This window comes from Halomonas piscis (assembly GCF_031886125.1).
Taxonomy (GTDB): domain Bacteria; phylum Pseudomonadota; class Gammaproteobacteria; order Pseudomonadales; family Halomonadaceae; genus Vreelandella; species Vreelandella piscis.
On the sequence record NZ_CP119391.1, the window covers coordinates 2,971,069 to 2,989,074 of the forward strand.

Annotated in this window: 13 protein-coding genes; 11 read left to right on the top strand and 2 right to left on the bottom strand. The window is 63.4% G+C overall.

Going from position 1 to position 18,006, the window contains the following annotated elements; genetic code table 11:
• Positions 1-80 precede the first annotated feature (80 nt).
• The 6 genes from clrA (at position 81) to P1P91_RS14035 (ending at position 8,494) form a co-directional block, all read left to right on the top strand.
• Positions 81-2,849, top strand: a complete 2,769-nt coding sequence (gene clrA / locus P1P91_RS14010; RefSeq protein ID WP_311883392.1) for a chlorate reductase subunit alpha — start codon at positions 81-83, stop codon at positions 2,847-2,849.
• Positions 2,850-2,861: 12 nt separating this feature from the next.
• The gene (gene clrB / locus P1P91_RS14015; protein WP_311883393.1) at positions 2,862-3,842 is read left to right on the top strand and encodes a chlorate reductase subunit beta; all 981 of its coding nucleotides are present in this window, start codon (positions 2,862-2,864) and stop codon (positions 3,840-3,842) included.
• A 12-nt stretch (positions 3,843-3,854) separates the two neighbouring features.
• Positions 3,855-4,595 (top strand): molecular chaperone TorD family protein, encoded by a 741-nt coding sequence (locus P1P91_RS14020; protein WP_311883395.1) that lies wholly within the window; start codon positions 3,855-3,857, stop codon positions 4,593-4,595.
• Positions 4,596-4,660: 65 nt separating this feature from the next.
• Positions 4,661-5,473: an ethylbenzene dehydrogenase-related protein gene (locus tag P1P91_RS14025; protein ID WP_311883396.1), complete on the top strand. Its 813-nt coding sequence runs from the start codon at positions 4,661-4,663 to the stop codon at positions 5,471-5,473.
• A gap of 13 nt (positions 5,474-5,486) precedes the next feature.
• Entirely contained in the window at positions 5,487-6,563 is a 1,077-nt protein-coding gene (locus P1P91_RS14030) for a P-loop NTPase (RefSeq protein ID WP_311883398.1), read from the top strand.
• Positions 6,564-6,592: 29 nt separating this feature from the next.
• Positions 6,593-8,494, top strand: a complete 1,902-nt coding sequence (locus tag P1P91_RS14035; protein ID WP_311883399.1) for a WD40/YVTN/BNR-like repeat-containing protein — start codon at positions 6,593-6,595, stop codon at positions 8,492-8,494.
• A 127-nt stretch (positions 8,495-8,621) separates the two neighbouring features.
• Here the strand turns inward: P1P91_RS14035 and P1P91_RS14040 are convergent, their stop codons facing one another.
• A complete protein-coding gene (locus P1P91_RS14040; RefSeq protein WP_311883401.1) occupies positions 8,622-9,092 on the bottom strand; it encodes a flavodoxin family protein in 471 nt (156 codons plus the stop codon).
• Positions 9,093-9,345: 253 nt separating this feature from the next.
• On the opposite strand from P1P91_RS14040, the gene P1P91_RS14045 reads away from it, so the two are divergent.
• Complete coding sequence (locus tag P1P91_RS14045) at positions 9,346-10,872, top strand: Na+/H+ antiporter NhaC family protein (RefSeq protein WP_311883402.1); 1,527 nt, start codon at positions 9,346-9,348, stop codon at positions 10,870-10,872.
• 127 nt (positions 10,873-10,999) lie between these two features.
• On the opposite strand, the gene P1P91_RS14050 is transcribed toward P1P91_RS14045, so the two are convergent.
• Positions 11,000-11,751, bottom strand: a protein-coding gene (locus P1P91_RS14050) for an IS5 family transposase (RefSeq protein ID WP_407650535.1) whose coding sequence is annotated in 2 segments (ribosomal slippage) — positions 11,000-11,416 and positions 11,419-11,751 — 750 coding nt in all. Because the reading frame shifts where the segments join, the coding sequence is not laid out codon by codon here.
• A gap of 157 nt (positions 11,752-11,908) precedes the next feature.
• Here P1P91_RS14050 and P1P91_RS14055 point away from each other — a divergent pair.
• The 4 genes from P1P91_RS14055 to torA all read left to right on the top strand — a co-directional run bounded on the left by P1P91_RS14055 (position 11,909) and on the right by torA (position 17,875).
• Positions 11,909-12,658, top strand: coding sequence for an IS5 family transposase (locus P1P91_RS14055; RefSeq protein ID WP_311881892.1), 750 nt, complete (start codon positions 11,909-11,911; stop codon positions 12,656-12,658).
• Positions 12,659-13,047: 389 nt separating this feature from the next.
• Entirely contained in the window at positions 13,048-14,736 is a 1,689-nt protein-coding gene (locus P1P91_RS14060; protein ID WP_311883404.1) for a c-type cytochrome, read from the top strand.
• Positions 14,733-15,392 carry a TorD/DmsD family molecular chaperone gene (locus P1P91_RS14065; protein ID WP_311883405.1) on the top strand — a complete coding sequence of 220 codons (660 nt, stop codon included), beginning with the start codon at positions 14,733-14,735 and terminating at the stop codon, positions 15,390-15,392. The genes P1P91_RS14060 and P1P91_RS14065 overlap by 4 nt, the downstream gene beginning before the upstream one ends.
• Complete coding sequence (gene torA, locus P1P91_RS14070) at positions 15,389-17,875, top strand: trimethylamine-N-oxide reductase TorA (RefSeq protein ID WP_311883406.1); 2,487 nt, start codon at positions 15,389-15,391, stop codon at positions 17,873-17,875. The genes P1P91_RS14065 and torA overlap by 4 nt, the downstream gene beginning before the upstream one ends.
• The last annotated feature ends 131 nt before the right edge of the window (positions 17,876-18,006 follow it).

Consider the following 18,006-nt stretch of genomic DNA (forward strand, 5'->3'; position numbering starts at 1 on the left):
CATGGCCACCCGGTCAGATGAGCGCCGGCATCAGGCGACAGCCCGGCACCCTGGCGGTAGCAGCAGACGAGGAGAAAACCATGGGGATGTGGAAGGTAAAGCGTCGTGACTTCCTGAAAGGCCTGGGACTGACCGGCACCGGCGCCATGCTCAGCGGCAACGTCTGGGCGCTCAACCGGCTAGAACCAATCGGCGATACCCTGGCAAGCGAATACCCCTACCGCAGCTGGGAAGACCTGTACCGCAACGAGTGGACCTGGGACAGCGTAGGCCACGCCGCCCACTGCATCAACTGCATGGGCAACTGCGCCTGGAACGTCTACGTCAAGGACGGCATCGTCATCCGCGAGGAGCAGATCGCCAAGTACCCCCAGGTCAACCCCAACGTCCCCGACGCCAACCCCCGGGGATGCCAGAAGGGCGCGATCCACTCCACCGCCATGTACGAAGCCGACCGCCTGCGCTACCCGCTCAAGCGCGCCGGCGAGCGCGGCGAGGGCAAATGGCAGCGCATTTCCTGGGATCAGGCCACCGAGGAAGTCGCCGACAAGATCATCGACATCTTCGAGAAATACGGCCCGGGCAAGCTCAAGACCCACCAGGGCTCGGGCAACCAGACCATGGTGCGCCAGTCCGGCCCCGCGCGCTTTGCCGCCCTGGTCGGCGGCATTCAGCTCGACGGCTTCACCGTGGTCGGCGATCTTTTGACCGGCGCCCACCTGGCCTACGGCAACCCGCTGGAAAGCTTCACTTCGGACGCCTGGTTCGACGCCGACTACATCATGCTCGGCATGATCAATCCCAACGCCACCCGGATTCCCGATGCCCACTACATCTGGGAAGCCAAGTACAACGGCGCGCGCATCACCAGCACCGCGCCGGACTATAACCCCAGCTCGATTCACACCGACCTGTGGATGCCGATCAAGCAGGGCACCGACCCCTTCCTGGCGATGTCGCTGGTCAACGTCATCATCGAAGAAAAACTCTTCAAGCCGGCCTTCATGAAGGAGCAGACCGACCTGCCCATGCTGGTGCGCGTGGACAACGGCAAGCTCTTGCGCGAGGCCGATCTGGTCGAGAACGGCTCCGACGAGGTGTTCTATCACTGGGATCTGAACAGCGGTCAGGGCGTCAAGGCCAAGGGCTCCATGGGCGACGACGACAAGACGCTCAAGCTCGGCGACGTAGACCCGGCCATCGAAGGCGAATTCGACTTCGACGGCATTCGCGTCACCACGGTGTTCGAGCAGGTCAAGCGCGAGGCGGCCAAGTTCACTCCGGAAGAAACCCAGGCCACCACCAATATTCACCCGGGCATGGTGCGCCAGGAAGCCCGCCACCTGGCGGCGGCCAACAAGGCCATCATCATGCTGGGCTACATCACCTCCAGCTACTCCAACTGCCTCTACACCTGCTGGGGCTACGCGCTGACGCTGGCACTGACCGGCCACGGCGGTCGCACCGGCGGGCTGGATACTTCCTGGGTGGCCTGGAACCATCCGCGCTGGAACGAGCTTGCCGGCTTTGAAGGCAAGTCCGCACGGCTGGAGCCCGGCGGCCTGGGCGAGTTTCTGCGCGGCGGCATGATGGAAGGCGCGCGCCAGCACTTCGACAACGCCAAGCTCAAGGAGCGCGTGGGCTTCGATCTCGACGAGATGGAAGAAATGATGCAGGAGTCCATCGACGAAGGCTGGATGCCCTACTACGGCGAGATCAAGGGCATGATATCGATTGCCGACAACACCTTCCGCCGCAACAAGATGTCGGAAACCTACCGCGATGAGCACCTGCGCCAGGCAAGCGAGCTCTACGTCAACATCAACGTGCGCATGGACTCCACCGCCGAGTGGGCGGACTACATCCTGCCCGCGGCCAGCCACTACGAGGCCTGGGACATCCGTACCCAGGGCTACCACCGCTTTGCCAACATCTTTACCCAGTCGGTGCCGCCGGTAGGCGAGTCCAAGCCCGACTGGGACATCATGGCCCTTTTGACCCAGAAGATTCAGGAGCGCGCCATCGCCCGGGATATCGGCCCCATCGAGGACGGCGACGTGACTCGGGACCTGCACACCATTCACGACGACTTTACCCGCCAGGGTACGCTCAACACCGACCACGACGTGCTCAAGCACATCGTCGAGGATTCGCCGGAGTTTGGCGGCGTGACGCTGGAAGAGGCCGCCGAGCGGGGCTTTATCGTGATGAACGAGCACGCCGGCAGCAACCAGCCGCTCAAGCCCGACGAGCCGTACAACCCCTTCACCGCGCAGACCGACGGCAAAAAGCCCTACGACACCCTGACCGGGCGGATTACCTTCTACTGCGACCACCCGCGCTTCGAGCAGCTGGAGTCCACCGTACCCACCGCGCGCCTTTACGCCGGCCCGGAGGCCTCCAACTACCCGCTGCACTTCTACTCGCCGCACGCGCGCTGGGGCATTCACTCCAACTGGCGCAGCAACAAGTACCTTCTGCGCCTGCAGCGCGGCGAGCCCAACATCTACATCAACCCGCAGCTCGCCGACGAGCGCGGCATCAAGGACGGCGACCGAGTGCGGCTGTTCAACGGCGTCGGCGAGTTCTTCGCCCAGGCCAAGTTCTACCCCAGCATCCCCGTGGACTCGATCATGATGGAGCACGGCTGGGAGCCGCACCAGTACATTCAGCGCAAGAACATGAACATGTCCAACGCCGTCTTTTTGCAGCCGCTGGAGCTGGTCGGCGGCTGGGGACACCTGAAATTCATCTACGCCATGTGGAACGCCAACCAGCATATCCACGAAAGCTGCTACGACATCGAGCTTGCCAGGGCGGAAGACATTGCCGAGCCGCGCGCCGTTTAAGAGGAGATACCCATGGCTGTCAAACGCCAACTCAGCATGGTGCTGGATTTGAACAAATGCATCGGCTGTCAGACCTGTACCGCCGCCTGCAAGCTGATGTGGACCAACCGCAACGGCCGCGAACACATGTACTGGAACAACGTGGAGACCCAGCCCGGGCTTGGCTATCCGCGCGACTACCAGAACATGGGCGGCGGCTTTGACGACGACGGCGCCCTGCGCCTGGGCCGCCAGCCAAGCCAGGAAGACTACGGTATTCCCTGGGAGTACAACTACTCCGAGGCGCTGATGACCGGCACCGACCCCTGGCTCAGGCCCAACGTCAAACCCACCTGGGGGGCCAACTGGGACGAAGACGAGGGCGAAGGCGACTATCCCAACAGCTACTATTTCTACCTGCCCAGGCTTTGCAACCACTGCGCCAACCCGGCGTGCCTGGCGGCCTGTTCGCGCAACGCCATCTACAAGCGCCAGGAAGACGGTATCGTGCTGGTGGATCAGGAGCGCTGCCGGGGCTATCGCTACTGCGTCAACGCCTGCCCCTACAAGAAGATCTACTTCAACGAGCAGATCTCCAAGTCGGAGAAGTGCATCTTCTGCTACCCGCGCATCGAGAAGGGCCTGCCCACCGCCTGCGCCCAGCAGTGTGTCGGCCGTATCCGCTGGATCGGCTACCGCGACGACGAGGACGGCCCCATCCACATGCTGGTGGACAAGCACAAGGTCGCCCTGCCGCTGCACGCCGAGTGGGGCACCCAGCCCAACGTCTTCTACGTGCCGCCGACCTCGCCGCCCAAAATCGGCCCCAACGGCGAGGAGCTCGACGAGTCGCGCATTCCGCTCGACTACCTGGAAAGCCTCTTCGGCCCCCGAGTGGGCGAAGTGCTGGACACGCTGGCCGAGGCCCGCCAGGCCAAGGCCGACGGCAAGGAAAGCGAGCTGATGGATACCCTGATCGGCTTCAAGCACGCCGAAATGTTCAAGCTGAGCTGAGGGAGAGGCGCCATGACCCAATCAACCGTCGCTCCCGCGGCCTCGCCCGAGGCCGCGCACCTGGCCGCCGAAGCGACGCTTTATCGCCTCGCCGCGGTGCTGCTGAGCTACCCGCTGGCCGAAACCCAGCAGGCGCTGGAAGACGGCCGCCTGAGCGCCACCCTGGACCCGGCCTGGCAAACGCTCACCGGCGAGGCCTGGCCGGCGCTCCCCCCGAGCGCCAGCCTTGAAGCGCTGGAGGTCGGCTACATGGCGACCTTTATCCACGGCCGGCGCGGCAAGCCCCGGGTACCGCTGGTGGCCAACGCCTACGAGGCGCTGCTTGCCGGACAGACCCCCGGCAGCTACATGCTCAACGTCCAGGCCTTTTATCGCCACTTCGACCTCCAGGCGGCCCAGGGCGACGAAGGACATACCGACGAGCCCGACCATTTGGCGACCATGCTCGAGTTCTGCACGCTGCTCTGCCATCTGGAGTCCCGGGCCGACGCCGACGGCCGAGATGCCTCGCCCTATCGCCGCGCCCGGCGCGACTTCATCGCCCGCCACCTGGCTCCGCTGCTGCACGCGGTCAAGGCCAGCTACGCCGACGCCGCCGACCAGGGGCTGGATGCCACCCTGGCCCATCTGATCGAAGTATTGCCCGACTGGGCCGATCGCCAGCGTGCCAGGCTCGAAGCCCAGGCGGGCCCCTGCCCGGCGCCGGGCAGCAAGGCGGCGGCCGGCGCTGCCAACCAGGCCATGTGGGACTGAGCGCCGCTCACCCCGCGCTCCGGGCGATTTTCGCCCGGCATCCCTACACCGTTGAGGAACATGCCATGAAACTGCGTCACTTGTTATTCGGCACGGCCGCGCTGGCATTCGCCACTGCCGCCACCGGGGCCCTGGCGGACCATGACGAGCGCGACCCCAACGTCACCGAAGTCAAGCCCGGCGATATCGTCAAGGTGGCCACGGTGCCGGGCAATATCTACCTGCGCACCCAGGACGACCCCGACGATTTGATCTGGGATCGCCTGCCCACCTATCGCACCGCCCTGCAGCCCGCGCCGCCGGTGCATCAGTCGGTCAAGCTGCGTTTCGCCGACGAGATCGAAGCCGGCAAGCAGCTGTACTTCCAGGTCGCCCGCACCGACGAGCGCTTTTATCTCCGCCTGCGCTGGAAGGACGCCACCCGGGACGACAGCACCACCGTGGACGCCTTTCGCGACGGCGTGGCGGTGCAGTTTGCCATCAACGGCGCGGACACCTCGTACATGATGGGCTCGGGGCCGGACAATCCGGTCAACATCTGGTACTGGCGCGCCGACCACGAAGAGCAGATCGACAACCTCGCCGCCGGCGGCTACGGCAGCACCACCACCCTGCCCGCGCAGAACGTGGAAGGGGCCAGCGCCTACATCACCGAGGAAAACCGCGCCAACAGCGAATGGCATGTGGTAATGTCGCGCCCCCTCGACGTGAAAGACGACGAGCACAGCGTCGACCTTGATCGCGACACCGTGCCCATGGGCTTCGCCCTGTGGCAAGGCAGCGACAACGAGCGCGACGGCAATAAGCGCGTGACCCACACCTGGATCATGCTGGATACCGGCGTTGGCGAAGACGCCGAGACATCAACAGAAGGTTAACGAGGTAACGACGATGTCGGTTTCCCATTTCTCGCCCGATGAGCGCGACCCTCTGGCGCTGGCCCCGGCCGACTGCGGCCGCGGCCATTCCTGCCAGTTTTGCCCCCACGAGAGCACCTGCAGCCTCGACAAGCCGGCGCACGAGAAGCACCTGATCGAGTCGCGCCTGGGCCAGATCGGTCAGATCCTGCTGGTCATGGCCAACAAGGGCGGCGTGGGCAAGAGCACGGTGTCGGCCAACGTCGCTGCCGGGCTCGCCGCCCGGGGCTACCGCGTGGGCGTTGCCGATGCCGACATCCACGGCCCCAACCAGAGCCGCTTTTTCGGCTTTGCCGGCCAGCGCATCCGCCTGAGCCAGGAAGGGCTTTCCACCCAGGCGTTTCACGCCGAGGGCATCGAGCATCCGGTCAAGGTGGGCTCGCTGGCCTTCATGATGGAAACCGACGACACCCCCATCGTCTGGCGCGACGCTTACAAGCACGACTTCATGCACCACCTGGTCGGCTCGTTTGACTGGGGGCCGCTGGACTACCTCGTCGTCGACATGCCCCCGGGCACCGGCAACGAGCTGATTACCCTGGCCGACATGCTCGAAGGCCAGGACGTTGCCGCCCTGCTCGCCACCACGCCCCAGGAAGTGGCGCTGATGGACAGCCTCAAGGCGGTGCGCTTCTGCCAGGAGCGCAGCCTGCCCCTGCTCGGCGCGGTGGAGAACATGTCCGGCGTCGTCTGCCCGCACTGCAGCGGCGAGTTTCATCTCTTCCCCCGGGCCCACCTGGCCGAAGCGCTGGCCGAACACGACATTGAATCGCTTGCGCAGATTCCGCTGTCGCCGGCGCTGGCCAGCGGCTCGGATAGCGGCCGCCCCGTCGTCATCGACGCCCCGGAAAGTCCCGAGGCCAAAGCGTTTGCGCCGGTGATCGACGCCTGCGTCGAACACGCCCGGGCGATGTTTGCCGAGGCCGCCGTGGCTTCCCTTGATACCCTGGAACAGGGCGCCGGCAGCGACTTCGACGCCGCCATTGCCGACCTGCCCCGGGACCAGCAGGACGAGCTGCGCGGCCAGCTGGCCGATCTGCTGCGGCAGTAACCCTCTTTGCTCTTCGCCAGGACGCTTTCATGACCCAGACAGCCAATCCGGATCGCCGTCGCTTCTTTCGCCAGCTGCTCGACGGCGCCAACCCCAACGCTCCCCAGCGCGCGGCCTGGCACCGCGTGCCCGAAGTCGGCGCCGGCGACGGCGACGTGCTGTGGTCCGGCTGGGCCGGCGACGGCGAGGTCTTCGTCGTCGGCGACGAAGCCATGGTGCTGCACTTCGACGGCCAGACCGACGCACACGGTCGACTGTGGAAGCCCATGGCAACCCCCGGCAATCTGCCGCTCCACGATATCTGGGGGCTATCCCGGGACAGCCTCTTCGCCGTGGGCTGGATGGGCTGCATTCTGCACTTTGACGGCACCCGCTGGACGCAGCAGCGCGGCGGCGTCATCGACGACGAGAGCCAGGCTTTTACCCCCTGCGCAGAAAACACGCCGCTTTTTGCCATCGACGGCAACGCCAATGGCCAGGCCTGGGCGGTGGGCGACGACGGCATGATCCTGCACTACGACGGCGACGCCTGGCAGCGGGAAAAAAGCCCCACCTATATCAACCTGCGCGCCGTCGCCTGTACCCCGAACGGCAGCGTCTACGCTGCCGGCGGCGAAGGCACCGTCCTCCACCGCCCGCCAGGCGGCGGCTGGGAAGCGCTGGACTGCCCGCTGGGCTCCGGCTTTCAGACCCTGCTGGTGGTCGACGACGACACTCTGCTCCTCGGCGGCGGGCGCTACTTCATCGACCAGGGCGGCTTTCGCGGCGAGCTGGTGAGTTACGCAGGCGGCCGTTTCGAGGCCGTCGAGGTCGACACGCCGATGCCGCGGCTGCGCTCGCTGCGGCCGTACAAGGACGGCGTGCTGATCGTCGGCGACCGCGGCTATCTGTTCTACCTGCGCGATTATCTGACCGGAGCCCGTTTTGCCACCCGCAAGCCGCGGCTCTATCAGCTGGAGAGCAACTGCCACCACGATCTGATGGATATCGTGGCGCTCTCCACCGGCGAGGCGCTGGTGGTCGGCGACTTCGGCACCATCATGACCGCCGCGCCGGACTTCATCGACGCCCTCGCCCCGGCGGTGAGCGCCGAGGCCCGCAAGCCCCGCTGGGAGGCCATGGACTCGCCCACCGACCGCCAGCTGTGGAACCTCTGGGAAACGCCCCAGGGCGTGTGCTACGCCTGCGGCGAAGCGGGCACGGTGCTGCGCCTGGCCGGGAACGGTGCGCAGTGGGAGCAGCTTCCCGCGCCCACCGAGCTCAACCTGCACTGCGTGTGGGACGCAGGCCGTGGCGGGCTCTACGCCGCCGGCCAGTTCGGGCGCATTTTCCGCTTCGACGGCCATGACTGGCAGCTGCACTTTGATCTGCACCTGGACGTCACCATTCTCTCCATGTGGGGCACCCGCCCGGACTCGATCTTCGCCGTAGGCGACGAAGGCCTGGTGCTGCACTTCGACGGCCTGGGCTGGAAGCGCCTGCCCAGCGGCACCGCCTCGGCGCTTTACCATCTTTGGGGCATGGACGACGAGCACCTGCTCGCCGTGGGCGATTTTGGCCTGGTGCTGCGCTACAACGGCCGCGACTGGACCGACTTCGCCGCCGGCACGGAGAACTTCCTCTACGGCGTCTGGGGCGACGCCCTGGACAATATCTACGCCGTAGGGCTCTCCGGCACCCTGGCCCACTTCAACGGCCAGCGCTGGAACCTTTTGCCCATCCGCGTGCGCGACGACCTGTTATCGATTTCCGGCTCCGCCGCCGCCGGCGTCTACGCCGTGGGCACCCACGGCTGCGCGGTACGCCTGGAAGGCGGCCAGTGGCAAAGCGAGCCCACCGGCACCGAGCGCGGCCTGCGCTCGGTGATCGCCACCCGGGGCGGCGCCGTCTACGCCGTGGGCGACCAGGGCATTATTTTACGCCGGCGCTGATCGCTCGGCGCGCCGCTTTTTACGGCACGATAGATAATACGGATGGGTAAACGGCAGCCCCTTGCAGGGGCTGCTTTTTTGTATGAGCGCTTCATAGGATGACTTGGTGTGAGCCCACAAGCGCTCGTCAGATAACGCCGGCCTCTAAACTTGCCGCCATCAATAGCCCCAACTCTTCACACTGTTCGACAAAGTCTTTTTGAAACTCGCCCCGGCAAATCAGAGGCTCCTGCACCAGCTTCCAGCTCATTCCCTGAGTAATACTCTCAATCGCTCGCCTTGTGCCGGTGCCATCGTGGCCGGCCCGAACATAAAACGCGAACGGCATCCCCTCGTTTTTCTCCAGGCACGGGTAATAACAGCGGTCAAATACGTCCTTCATTAAACCGGCCATATAGCCAAGATTTTCCGTGGTGCCCAAGATAACGGCATCGGCGTTGTTGATGTCGTCGGGCTGAGTATCAAGCGGTGCCAACGACCGCACGGCGACGTTGTCGATGTCGGCATCCGACGCGCCGCTGGTAATGGCGCGGGACAGCCTCTGCGTATTGGGAGACGGCGCGTGCGTAATAATCAGAAGCGTTTTTCTTTCCGGCATGAGGGCTCCGAACCGATTGAGGGCGACTGCCATTGCGAGAGCGGACTGCCGCAGGCCTTATAGCGTCCTCCGACCTCTTCACGGTACCAGACCCGGCATTTTCTTGAACGGCTATTCCAGGCCGGATACCGTCACCCGGCCCGCCCTGGCCACTACGCCCACTAAAGTAGCAGGCAAGCGAATTGTTCATCCCGACAGGGCTGACTAGGATCAATAGACAGACAGCAAAAAAACAACGCCCAGGAGGCCGGCCGTGGACGCTTTCATCTCGCTATTGCCCCCGCTTTTTGCGGTAGCGCTTGCCCTCGCGACCCGGCGAGTCAACATCTCGCTGTTTGTGAGCATCTGGATAGGCGGCTGGATCCTGACGGGCAACCCGATTACGGGCATCGCCCAGACCTTCGACTGGTTCGCCGCGGTCATGACCGATGAGTGGAACGCCCGCTTTCTGGTGCTCGTCTCTCTGCTCGGGGCCGGGGCCGCCTTCATGCACCGCACGGGCGGCTCCCAGGCGCTGGCCCAGTGGCTGTCCGGGAAAATCTCCACCTCCCGGGGCTCTCTGCTGCTGACCTGGGCGCTCGGCGTGCTGATCTTCTTCAACGACTACGTCAACTCGGTCATCGTCGGCAACGCCTCGCGCGAACTGACCGCCAAGCAGAACGTCTCCCGGGAAAAGCTCGCCTGGGTCATGGACGCCACCTCCGCCCCCATGGCAACCATCGGCCCCGTTTCGGACTGGATCGGCTACCAGGTCTCCCTGATTGCCGGCGCTTTCGCCGTCATCAGCCTGACCGACGAAAAGCCCTACTGGGTATTTTTGCAGTCCATCCCCTGGAACTTCTATTCCCTGCTGTGCCTGATCTCCGTTCCCATGATCATCCTGATGGGCGACTTCGCCTCCATGCGCAAAGCGGAGGTGCGAGCCGGCGAAACGGGCGAGCTGATAGCGCCCGGAGACACGCCGCTTTCCAGCGTGGAAGACGACCTGGGGGAAGTCCCTGAAGGACGCGGCAGCGTGTGGAACTTCCTCGTGCCGCTGGTGGTGCTGATCGGTTTCGGCTGCTGGGCGCTCTGGTATACCGGCGGCGGCAGCGAAGGCAAGCCGCTGATGGACGCCATTGCCGATACCGACGTCAGCGTCGCGCTGAGCTGGGCGGCCTTTGCCATGGTGGCGGTGGGCATGGCCATGGCCCTGCTGCAGAAACAGACCCTGGAAGACTGCGAGAAAACTCTGCTGGCAGGTTTCAGAACGATGCTGCCCGCTCTGGTGATCATGGTGCTGGCCTGGTCAATCGGCACGGTCACCGACGATCTGGAGACCGGGGATTACGTCATCGAGGCGACCCGCGAGTGGCTGTCGCCCAACCTGCTTCCGCTGCTGATCTTTCTCATCGCCATGGTCATTTCCTTTTCCACCGGCAGCTCCTGGGGCGCCATGGCGATTCTGACGCCCATCGGCGTTCCCCTGGCCTTCAACATCGGCGACATGACGCTGGTCAGCATGGCCATCGGAGCTATCTTTTCGGGCTCCATCTTTGGCGACCACTGCTCGCCCATTTCCGACACCACGGTGATGGCGTCCATCTTCTCAGGCTCAGACCACGTGGCCCACGTGCGCACGCAGATCCCCTATGCCGCGGTACCGGCGGCGGTAAGCGCTCTGCTTTACGTGGGCTCTATCGTCGTCGCGTCGCCCTACCTGCTGCTGCTGATTGGGGTGGTAATCCAGGGCCTGCTGATCAAGTTTCTGGCTTCCCGGAAAACGCCGAAAACGTCATGACCCGGCGACCCCGCAAAGGCTTGCCTAACAAAGCCTCCCAGCCTCTTTGATGGCTGGTTTGATGGATAAACGGCAGCTCCTTTGGGAGCTGCTTTTTTTATTGGCAAGCACTAGGGGGCGTTAACAATTAGGCCAGCCATATGGCGGCTGACACGAGGCAGAGGAGTGACTGGTAGTTTCTTGCCAGTCGCTCATAGCGTGTAGATAACCGCCGGAACTTCTTGATTTTCTGAAAGAACCTCTCCACCAGATTGCGATCTTGGTAACAGTGCCAGTCTACTTCAATGCGCGCCAAACGATTCTTTTTCGGAGGAATCACCGGCTCGGCACCTGCGGCCTGAATCATGTCCCGCAGAGCAGTGGAGTCATACCCCTTGTCGCCCAGCACCGCTTGCGGGGAAAAACCTTCCAGTAGAGCGGGAGCAGCACCATACTCCGACGCCTGGCCCGGTGTGAGAACCAATCGTACTGGGTTACCTAACGCATCGACTGCGGCATGAATTTTGGTGCTCAATCCGCCTCGAGATTTGCCCATGGCTTCGACGTCTTGCGTGTTTTTTTTGACGCTCCATGCTGGTGCACCCTGACGATGCTACCGTCGATCATCAGCTGCTCTAGATCGGGATCGTCGGCTACTGTGTCAAAAATACGCTGCCAAACGCCCTTTCGTGACCAACGGTTATACCGCATGTAGACGGTGTGCCAGCGCCCAAAAGATTCGGGAAGATCACGCCACGGGGCGCCGGTCCGAGCGATCCAGAGCACGGCTTCCACGAACAGGCGATTGTCCTTGGCAGTTACCCCACAGTCTGAGGCTTTGCCGGGGAGCAGGTGCTCGATTCGCTCCCACTGATCATCGCGTAACTTCAACCGACTCATGGCCCACCAAAATCTATGAATACTAAATCAGTTTAAACGAAACTAATGATTGTTAACACACCCTAGGGCCTGTTGACGTTTCATGGCAGGGGTATTGGCAGGATAGGGGCAAGCTCGCAGAATAAAGGTTCCCACACCAACAAACTGCAAGCCTGCCATGCCCCGACAAATGCTCACGGATGAACACTGGTCGAAGCTGAAACCTATCCTGCTTCAACAAGGTATTTATGACAAGGCCGACTTGCGTACCACGATAGAAGGCATCCTTTATCGGATGCGCACCGGCTGCCCGTGGCGGGACCTACCGGAGACGTTTGGCCCCTGGAACACGGTCTACAAGCGTTTTAACGCCTGGTCAGCGAGTGGAAAGCTGATGAGGCTTTTCAGCTCTCTGGTGGAGGAGCCTGATGTTGAGTGGCTGTTCATTGATGGCTCCTACGTCAAGGCCCACCAGGACAGCACCGGAGCTGCCACGGAAGACGCAGAAGCCATTGGCAAAAGTCGTGCAGGCAATACCAGCAAGATCCACTTGACCGTAGATGCCTATGGGCTACCGATCACCTTCAGAATAACCGGGGGTGAGGTGCACGACAGCACGGAAGCCCGGGCATTGATTGACGATTTGCCAGCGGGTGATGCATTGGTGGCTGACAAGGGCTATGACAGCGAGCGTATCCGTGAACAGATCGAAGCCAAGGGCATGGCTGCCGTCATTCCACGCAAACGCAACTCAAAGAAAGGAAATGCCAATCTGGACAGAGGCTTATATCGCTATCGGCATCTGGTTGAGAATGCCTTTGCTCGATTGAAGCCGTATCGCGCCATCGCAACGCGTTACGACAAGCTCAAGCGAAACTACGAAAGCATGGTGGCCTTGGCCTGCGGCTTTTTATGGCTGCCCATGTGAAACGTCAACACGCCCTAACAGGCGAGCATTGACAGGCACCGCCTTAAAAGAACGACAGCCATATTAAGATGCAAGCTACATACTTCTTTCACCCTTATAAAGGGCGTTTTAAAAGCATCTTTTTAACAACGAATAAACTTGCCGAATTGGTTAAAACGTCAAAAATAAAAAGCTCTCTTTTTTGACTCACATCAACCAAAGTCCAATTGAAATGCCACCGCTGTTGTCACTAGTGTCGCCCACCTTTAGCGTAAAAGAATATAATAATGAATAGACAGTGCAAGGAAACTTGATGACCCACTGGTCGGGCGCTTGAGCATAACCGATCCCCAAGCGGGATACTGCGTGAGTCATGCGCATCACCATTGCGGCAACCATGGGAGCAAGCCATGCCAAGCAAAGGCAAGAAAATTTCCGTTGCGGTGGTGGTACTCGCCATCATCGGCATCGCCGGATTCCTCGTCCTGACCTCCCCCTGGATGTGGTCAGCGACACACGATATCCCCGATATTGAAAGCGCCGAGGGCGAGGCGGACCTCAACAACGGCCGGCGCATTTTCGTCGCCTCCGACTGCGCTACCTGCCACGCCACCACCGATCAGGAAAGCGACGAGCAGCTGGGCGGCGGCATGGTGCTGGATACCGCCTTCGGCAAGTTTCACATGCCCAATATTTCGCCCGACCCGGAACACGGCATCGGCGACTGGTCGCTGGCCGAATTCGATCGTGCGCTGCGCGAAGGCGTGGGTCCCAGCAGCCTCTGGCCCGACGGCAAGAATCTGTATCCGGCGTTTCCCTATACCTCCTATGTGCGCATGGAGCCTGACGATGTACGCGACCTCTACGCCTACATGATGGAACTGCCCGAAAGCGACAAGGTCGTGCCCGACCACGAGCTCAAGTTCCCCTACAACCTGCGCCGGGGCATCGGTGTCTGGCGGCTTGCCTTTCTCAACGACAAGAGCACCGCAGAAGTGGGCGTCAGCGCTGACAGCCTGCCCGAAGACGTCGACCGCGAGCAGTTCGACAAGGGCCGCTACCTGGTGGAAGGCGCCGGCCACTGCGTGGAATGCCACTCGCCGCGCACCTTCATGGGTAACGTCCCCGGCGACAGGCGCTACGCCGGCGGTGAAAACCCCGAAGGCACCGGCCACTACCCCAACATCACCCCGGACGAGACCGGCATCGGCTTCTGGTCGGCCGCTTCCATCGCCAACTACCTGCATACCGGCATCAGCCCCATCGGCCGTACCGCCGGCGGCGACATGGCCGAGGTTATCGAGAACACCTCTCAGCTCCCCTGGGAAGACCTCCAGGCCATGGCCGTTTACCTGAACCACCTACCGCCCATTGATAATCCGGCCCCGGGCATGCCCGAACCCAACCGCACCGAAGAAGTGGTGATGCTCGATAACGTGGTGGACAACCGGCCGCCGCTGCCGACCAGCGAGCCGCAGAAGATCGACGTGGGCGACAGCGTCTACGTGGCCGGCACCAAGTCGCTATATCTTTCTTCACAGGCCTCCGCCTCGAAGGAGCAGGACGGCGAGGGCGAAGACGGCAAGCTGCTGGGCGGCGCCTCTCTTGAAGTGCTGGACCGGGAAAACAACAGGCTCAAGTTCGAGATCAAGGGGTGGCAGCCGGAAAACTCACCTACGGTCATTTATCAGGAAAAGGGCCAGCGGGTGATCATGGCCGCCCTTGGCGATCAGGCCATTGAAGCCACCCAGCGCGGCGAAAGCGAAACCGACCCCGACACCGATCAGGTCTGGCGCCCGGTCACTCTGGAAGCCTGGTCCAGGGCCGACGAGGTCAACCTCGACCTTGATGAGCTGTGGAGCTACAGCAAGAACGCCTATGAGACCAGCTGTTCGTCCTGCCATACGCTGCCGGATAAGGAGCATTACACCGCCAACCAGTGGATCGGTACGCTCAAGTCCATGAAGCGCTTTACCACCTTCAACGACGACGAATATCGCCTGATCCTTTCGTACCTGCAGAACCACTCAAGCGACCTGAACCCCGAAACAGCCGGCGAGGCAGTGCCGAAGCATGCCAGTGAAGGAGTGCCGCAATGAGTCGCGACAGCGCAACCGACGTCAGCACGCTGATGACGGCGGCAGACTGGCTTGGCGGCGTGTTCGCCGCGCCGCCCGAAGCCGAGCTGGTGGAGGCGTACGCCGCCCCGGCCGGGCGCGACGCGCTGGCCCGAATGGGGGAATGGCTGAACGCTCGGGAAGCAGCTCGGGCTCTGGACCAGGCCCTGACTCGGGAAGCGCCGGCAGCGCTTGCCGTCACCCTGCAGCGCCGCTATACGGCGCTGTTCGAGGGCATCTTCCCGTCCAGCGCCGTACTGCCCTACGAAAGCGCCTGGCAGCCCGGCGCCGACGGTACGGTGCTCGGCGGCACGCCGGTCACCGAAATGGAAGCCACGCTGCGCGAGCTCGACCTGCACGTCAGCAGCGAGTGCTGCGAACCGGCCGACCACCTGTCCATCGAGCTTGCCGCCCTTGCCATGGCGCTGCGCGACGGCCAGAAACGCCTCGCCCGGGCGCTGATCCGCCGGCTCCAGGGCTGGGTGCCGGCCTTCTGCGCGGCGCTTGCCCGCCAGGACAGCGGCGGCTTTTATGCTGCCGCCGGTGATTTACTGCTTGCCCTGATCCATGAGTCATCCGCTGCGCTCGAGAGGGAAAAAGCGATAGCGACCGAACGAATTGAAGGAGAGTTCGCATGAGTACCAAGTATCCCGACGCGCCCGTCAGCGCCTTCTCCCGGCGCCGTTTTCTCCAGGGCTCTGCCGCTACTGTGGCGCTGGGTTCCATGCCGTTTTCGATGTCGCTGCTGAGTCGCGGCGCCCTGGCCCAGACCGGCCAGCAGGCCATTCTTTCCGGCAGCCACTGGGGCGCCTTCAAGGGCATCGTCGAAGACGGTCGCGCCGTTGAGTTCAAGCCCTGGGCGAAGGACCCGCACCCCACCCCGATGCTTGAGGGCGTGCGCGACTCGATCTATTCCGCTTCGCGCATCCGCTACCCCATGGTGCGCCGCGCCTGGCTGGAGCAGGGGCCGGGGGCCGACCCGGACAGCCGCGGCGATGGCGACTTCGTCCGCGTTTCCTGGGAAGAGGCGATTGACCTGGTCGCCAAGGAAATTACCCGAGTACGCGACACCTACGGCCAGCAGGCGGTGTACGGCGGCTCCTACGGCTGGAAAAGCCCCGGCAAGTTGCACAACTGCAAGACGCTGCTGCGGCGCATGCTGAACCTGACCGGCGGCTTTACCTCGAGCATCGGCGACTACTCCACCGGGGCGGCCCAGGTGATTCTGCCCTACGTCAGCGGGTCCATCGAAGTCTACGAGCAGTGCACCACTTACCCGGTGCTCGCCGAGCATACCGAGCTCATGGTGTATTGGGGCTGCGACCCGCGCAACAACTCCCAGATTTCCTGGCAGATCGCCGACCACGGGGCCTTCGAGGGCATGGAATCGCTCAAGGAAGCCGGCGTCGACACCATTTCCATCGACCCGCTGCTGACCCAGACCTGCGACTACCTGGACGGCGAGTGGGTCGCGCCCAAGCCGCAGACGGACGTTCCCCTGATGCTGGGCATCGCCCACACCCTGTACAGCGAAGACCTCCACGATCAGGACTTTCTCGACCGCTATACCAGCGGCTTCGACGAGTTTCTCCCCTACCTGACCGGCGAAGCCGACGGCCAGCCCAAGGATGCCGACTGGGCGGCGGAGATCTGCGGCCTTGAGGCCGATACCATCCGCGATCTGGCCCGGCGCTTTGCCAATAACCGCACCATGCTGGCGCTGGGCTACTCCATGCAGCGCCAGCACCACGGCGAGCAGTCCACCTGGATGCTGGTCACCCTGGCCTGCATGCTGGGCCAGATCGGCCTGCCCGGCGGCGGCTACGGCCTCAGCTATCACTACTCGTCCGGCGGCGCGCCGACTCACGAAAGCCCCATACTCAAGGCCATCGGCGATGCCGCCGGCGGCGGCGACGGCGGCTCCGTCGACGAGTCCGGCAGCGACATCATGATCCCGGTAGCGCGTTTCGTCGAAACCCTGCTCAACCCCGGCGAGACCATGGAGTTCAACGGCAACGAGATTGAGCTGCCGCTGGTCAAGCTGGCCTACTGGGCAGGCGGCAACCCCTTCGCCCACCACCAGGATCGCAACGAGATGCTCCGCGCCTGGCGGGAGCTGGAGACCTTTATCGTCCACGACTTCCAGTGGACGGCCACCGCGCGGCACGCGGATATCGTCCTGCCCACCACCACCTCCTACGAGCGCAACGATATCGAGCAGCTCGGCGACTACGCCCTGAGCCACGTCGTGGCGATGAAAAAGATCGTCGAGCCCCAGTTCGAAGCGCGCAGCGACTTCGATATTTTCGCCGACATCGCCGACAAAATGGGCAAGGGCTACGAGTTTACCGAGGGTCGCTCCGAAATGGACTGGATTCGCGGCTTCTACGAAGGCGCCAAGATCGAAGCCCGCGCCAAGGGCATGGAAATGCCGGTCTTCGACGTTTTCTGGGAGTCCAACGAACCGCTGGGCTTTCCGCTGAAGGACGAGCAGAAATACTTCGTCAGGCACGAGGCCTTCCGCGAAGATCCGATTCTCAACGCCCTGGGCACGGCAACCGGCAAGTTCGAGATCTACTCCCGGGCCATTGCCGAGTACGGCTACGACGACTGCCCGCCGCACCCCACCTGGCTCGAGCCCATCGAGCGCCTGGACGGCCCGACCACCCGCTACCCGCTGAGCATTGCCAGCAACCACCCGCGCGGCCGCCTGCACTCGCAGATCTGCGGCACCCCCTTCCGCGAGACCTACGCCGTGCAGGGACGGGAACCCTGCTGGCTCAACCCCCAAGATGCCGCGGAACGCGACATCAGGGACGGCGACGTCGTCAGGGTTTTCAACGATCGCGGGCAGCTGCTCGCCGGCGCGGTAGTCACCGAGGCCATCATGCCCGGGGTCATCCGCGTTCAGGAAGGCGGCTGGTTCGACCCCGTCAAGCCGAGCGAAATCGGCAGCCTTTGCAGCTACGGCGACGTCAACGTCCTGACGCCGGGCATCGCCACCTCGAAGCTGGCCCAGGCCAACTGCGGCCAGACCGGGGTGGCCGACGTCGAGAAGTTTACCGATGACCTGCCCGAGGTCACGGTGTTCTCCCAGCCGTCGCCGCGCGACGCCGGCTGACGCTGACAAGCGCAGCGCCTGACGCCTCCCCATACCGGGCCGCCAACGCGGCCCGGTTTTTTTGCGCCAGTCTTTTGCCTCCGGTCCTCGTTGACCACCGCGCCTCGGCGCGGCCGCGGCATCTTTAGCGT

Excerpts from the sequence above, each read along its gene's own strand:
- P1P91_RS14065 (WP_311883405.1), top strand. The coding sequence starts at position 14,733 with ATGAGTCGCGACAGCGCAACCGACGTCAGCACGCTGATGACGGCGGCA.
- P1P91_RS14030 (WP_311883398.1), top strand. The coding sequence starts at position 5,487 with ATGTCGGTTTCCCATTTCTCGCCCGATGAGCGCGACCCTCTGGCGCTG.
- P1P91_RS14040 (WP_311883401.1), bottom strand. The coding sequence starts at position 9,092 with ATGCCGGAAAGAAAAACGCTTCTGATTATTACGCACGCGCCGTCTCCC.
- clrB (WP_311883393.1), top strand. The coding sequence starts at position 2,862 with ATGGCTGTCAAACGCCAACTCAGCATGGTGCTGGATTTGAACAAATGC.
- P1P91_RS14020 (WP_311883395.1), top strand. The coding sequence starts at position 3,855 with ATGACCCAATCAACCGTCGCTCCCGCGGCCTCGCCCGAGGCCGCGCAC.
- clrA (WP_311883392.1), top strand. The coding sequence starts at position 81 with ATGGGGATGTGGAAGGTAAAGCGTCGTGACTTCCTGAAAGGCCTGGGA.
- P1P91_RS14035 (WP_311883399.1), top strand. The coding sequence starts at position 6,593 with ATGACCCAGACAGCCAATCCGGATCGCCGTCGCTTCTTTCGCCAGCTG.
- P1P91_RS14055 (WP_311881892.1), top strand. The coding sequence starts at position 11,909 with ATGCCCCGACAAATGCTCACGGATGAACACTGGTCGAAGCTGAAACCT.
- torA (WP_311883406.1), top strand. The coding sequence starts at position 15,389 with ATGAGTACCAAGTATCCCGACGCGCCCGTCAGCGCCTTCTCCCGGCGC.
- P1P91_RS14025 (WP_311883396.1), top strand. The coding sequence starts at position 4,661 with ATGAAACTGCGTCACTTGTTATTCGGCACGGCCGCGCTGGCATTCGCC.
- P1P91_RS14060 (WP_311883404.1), top strand. The coding sequence starts at position 13,048 with ATGCCAAGCAAAGGCAAGAAAATTTCCGTTGCGGTGGTGGTACTCGCC.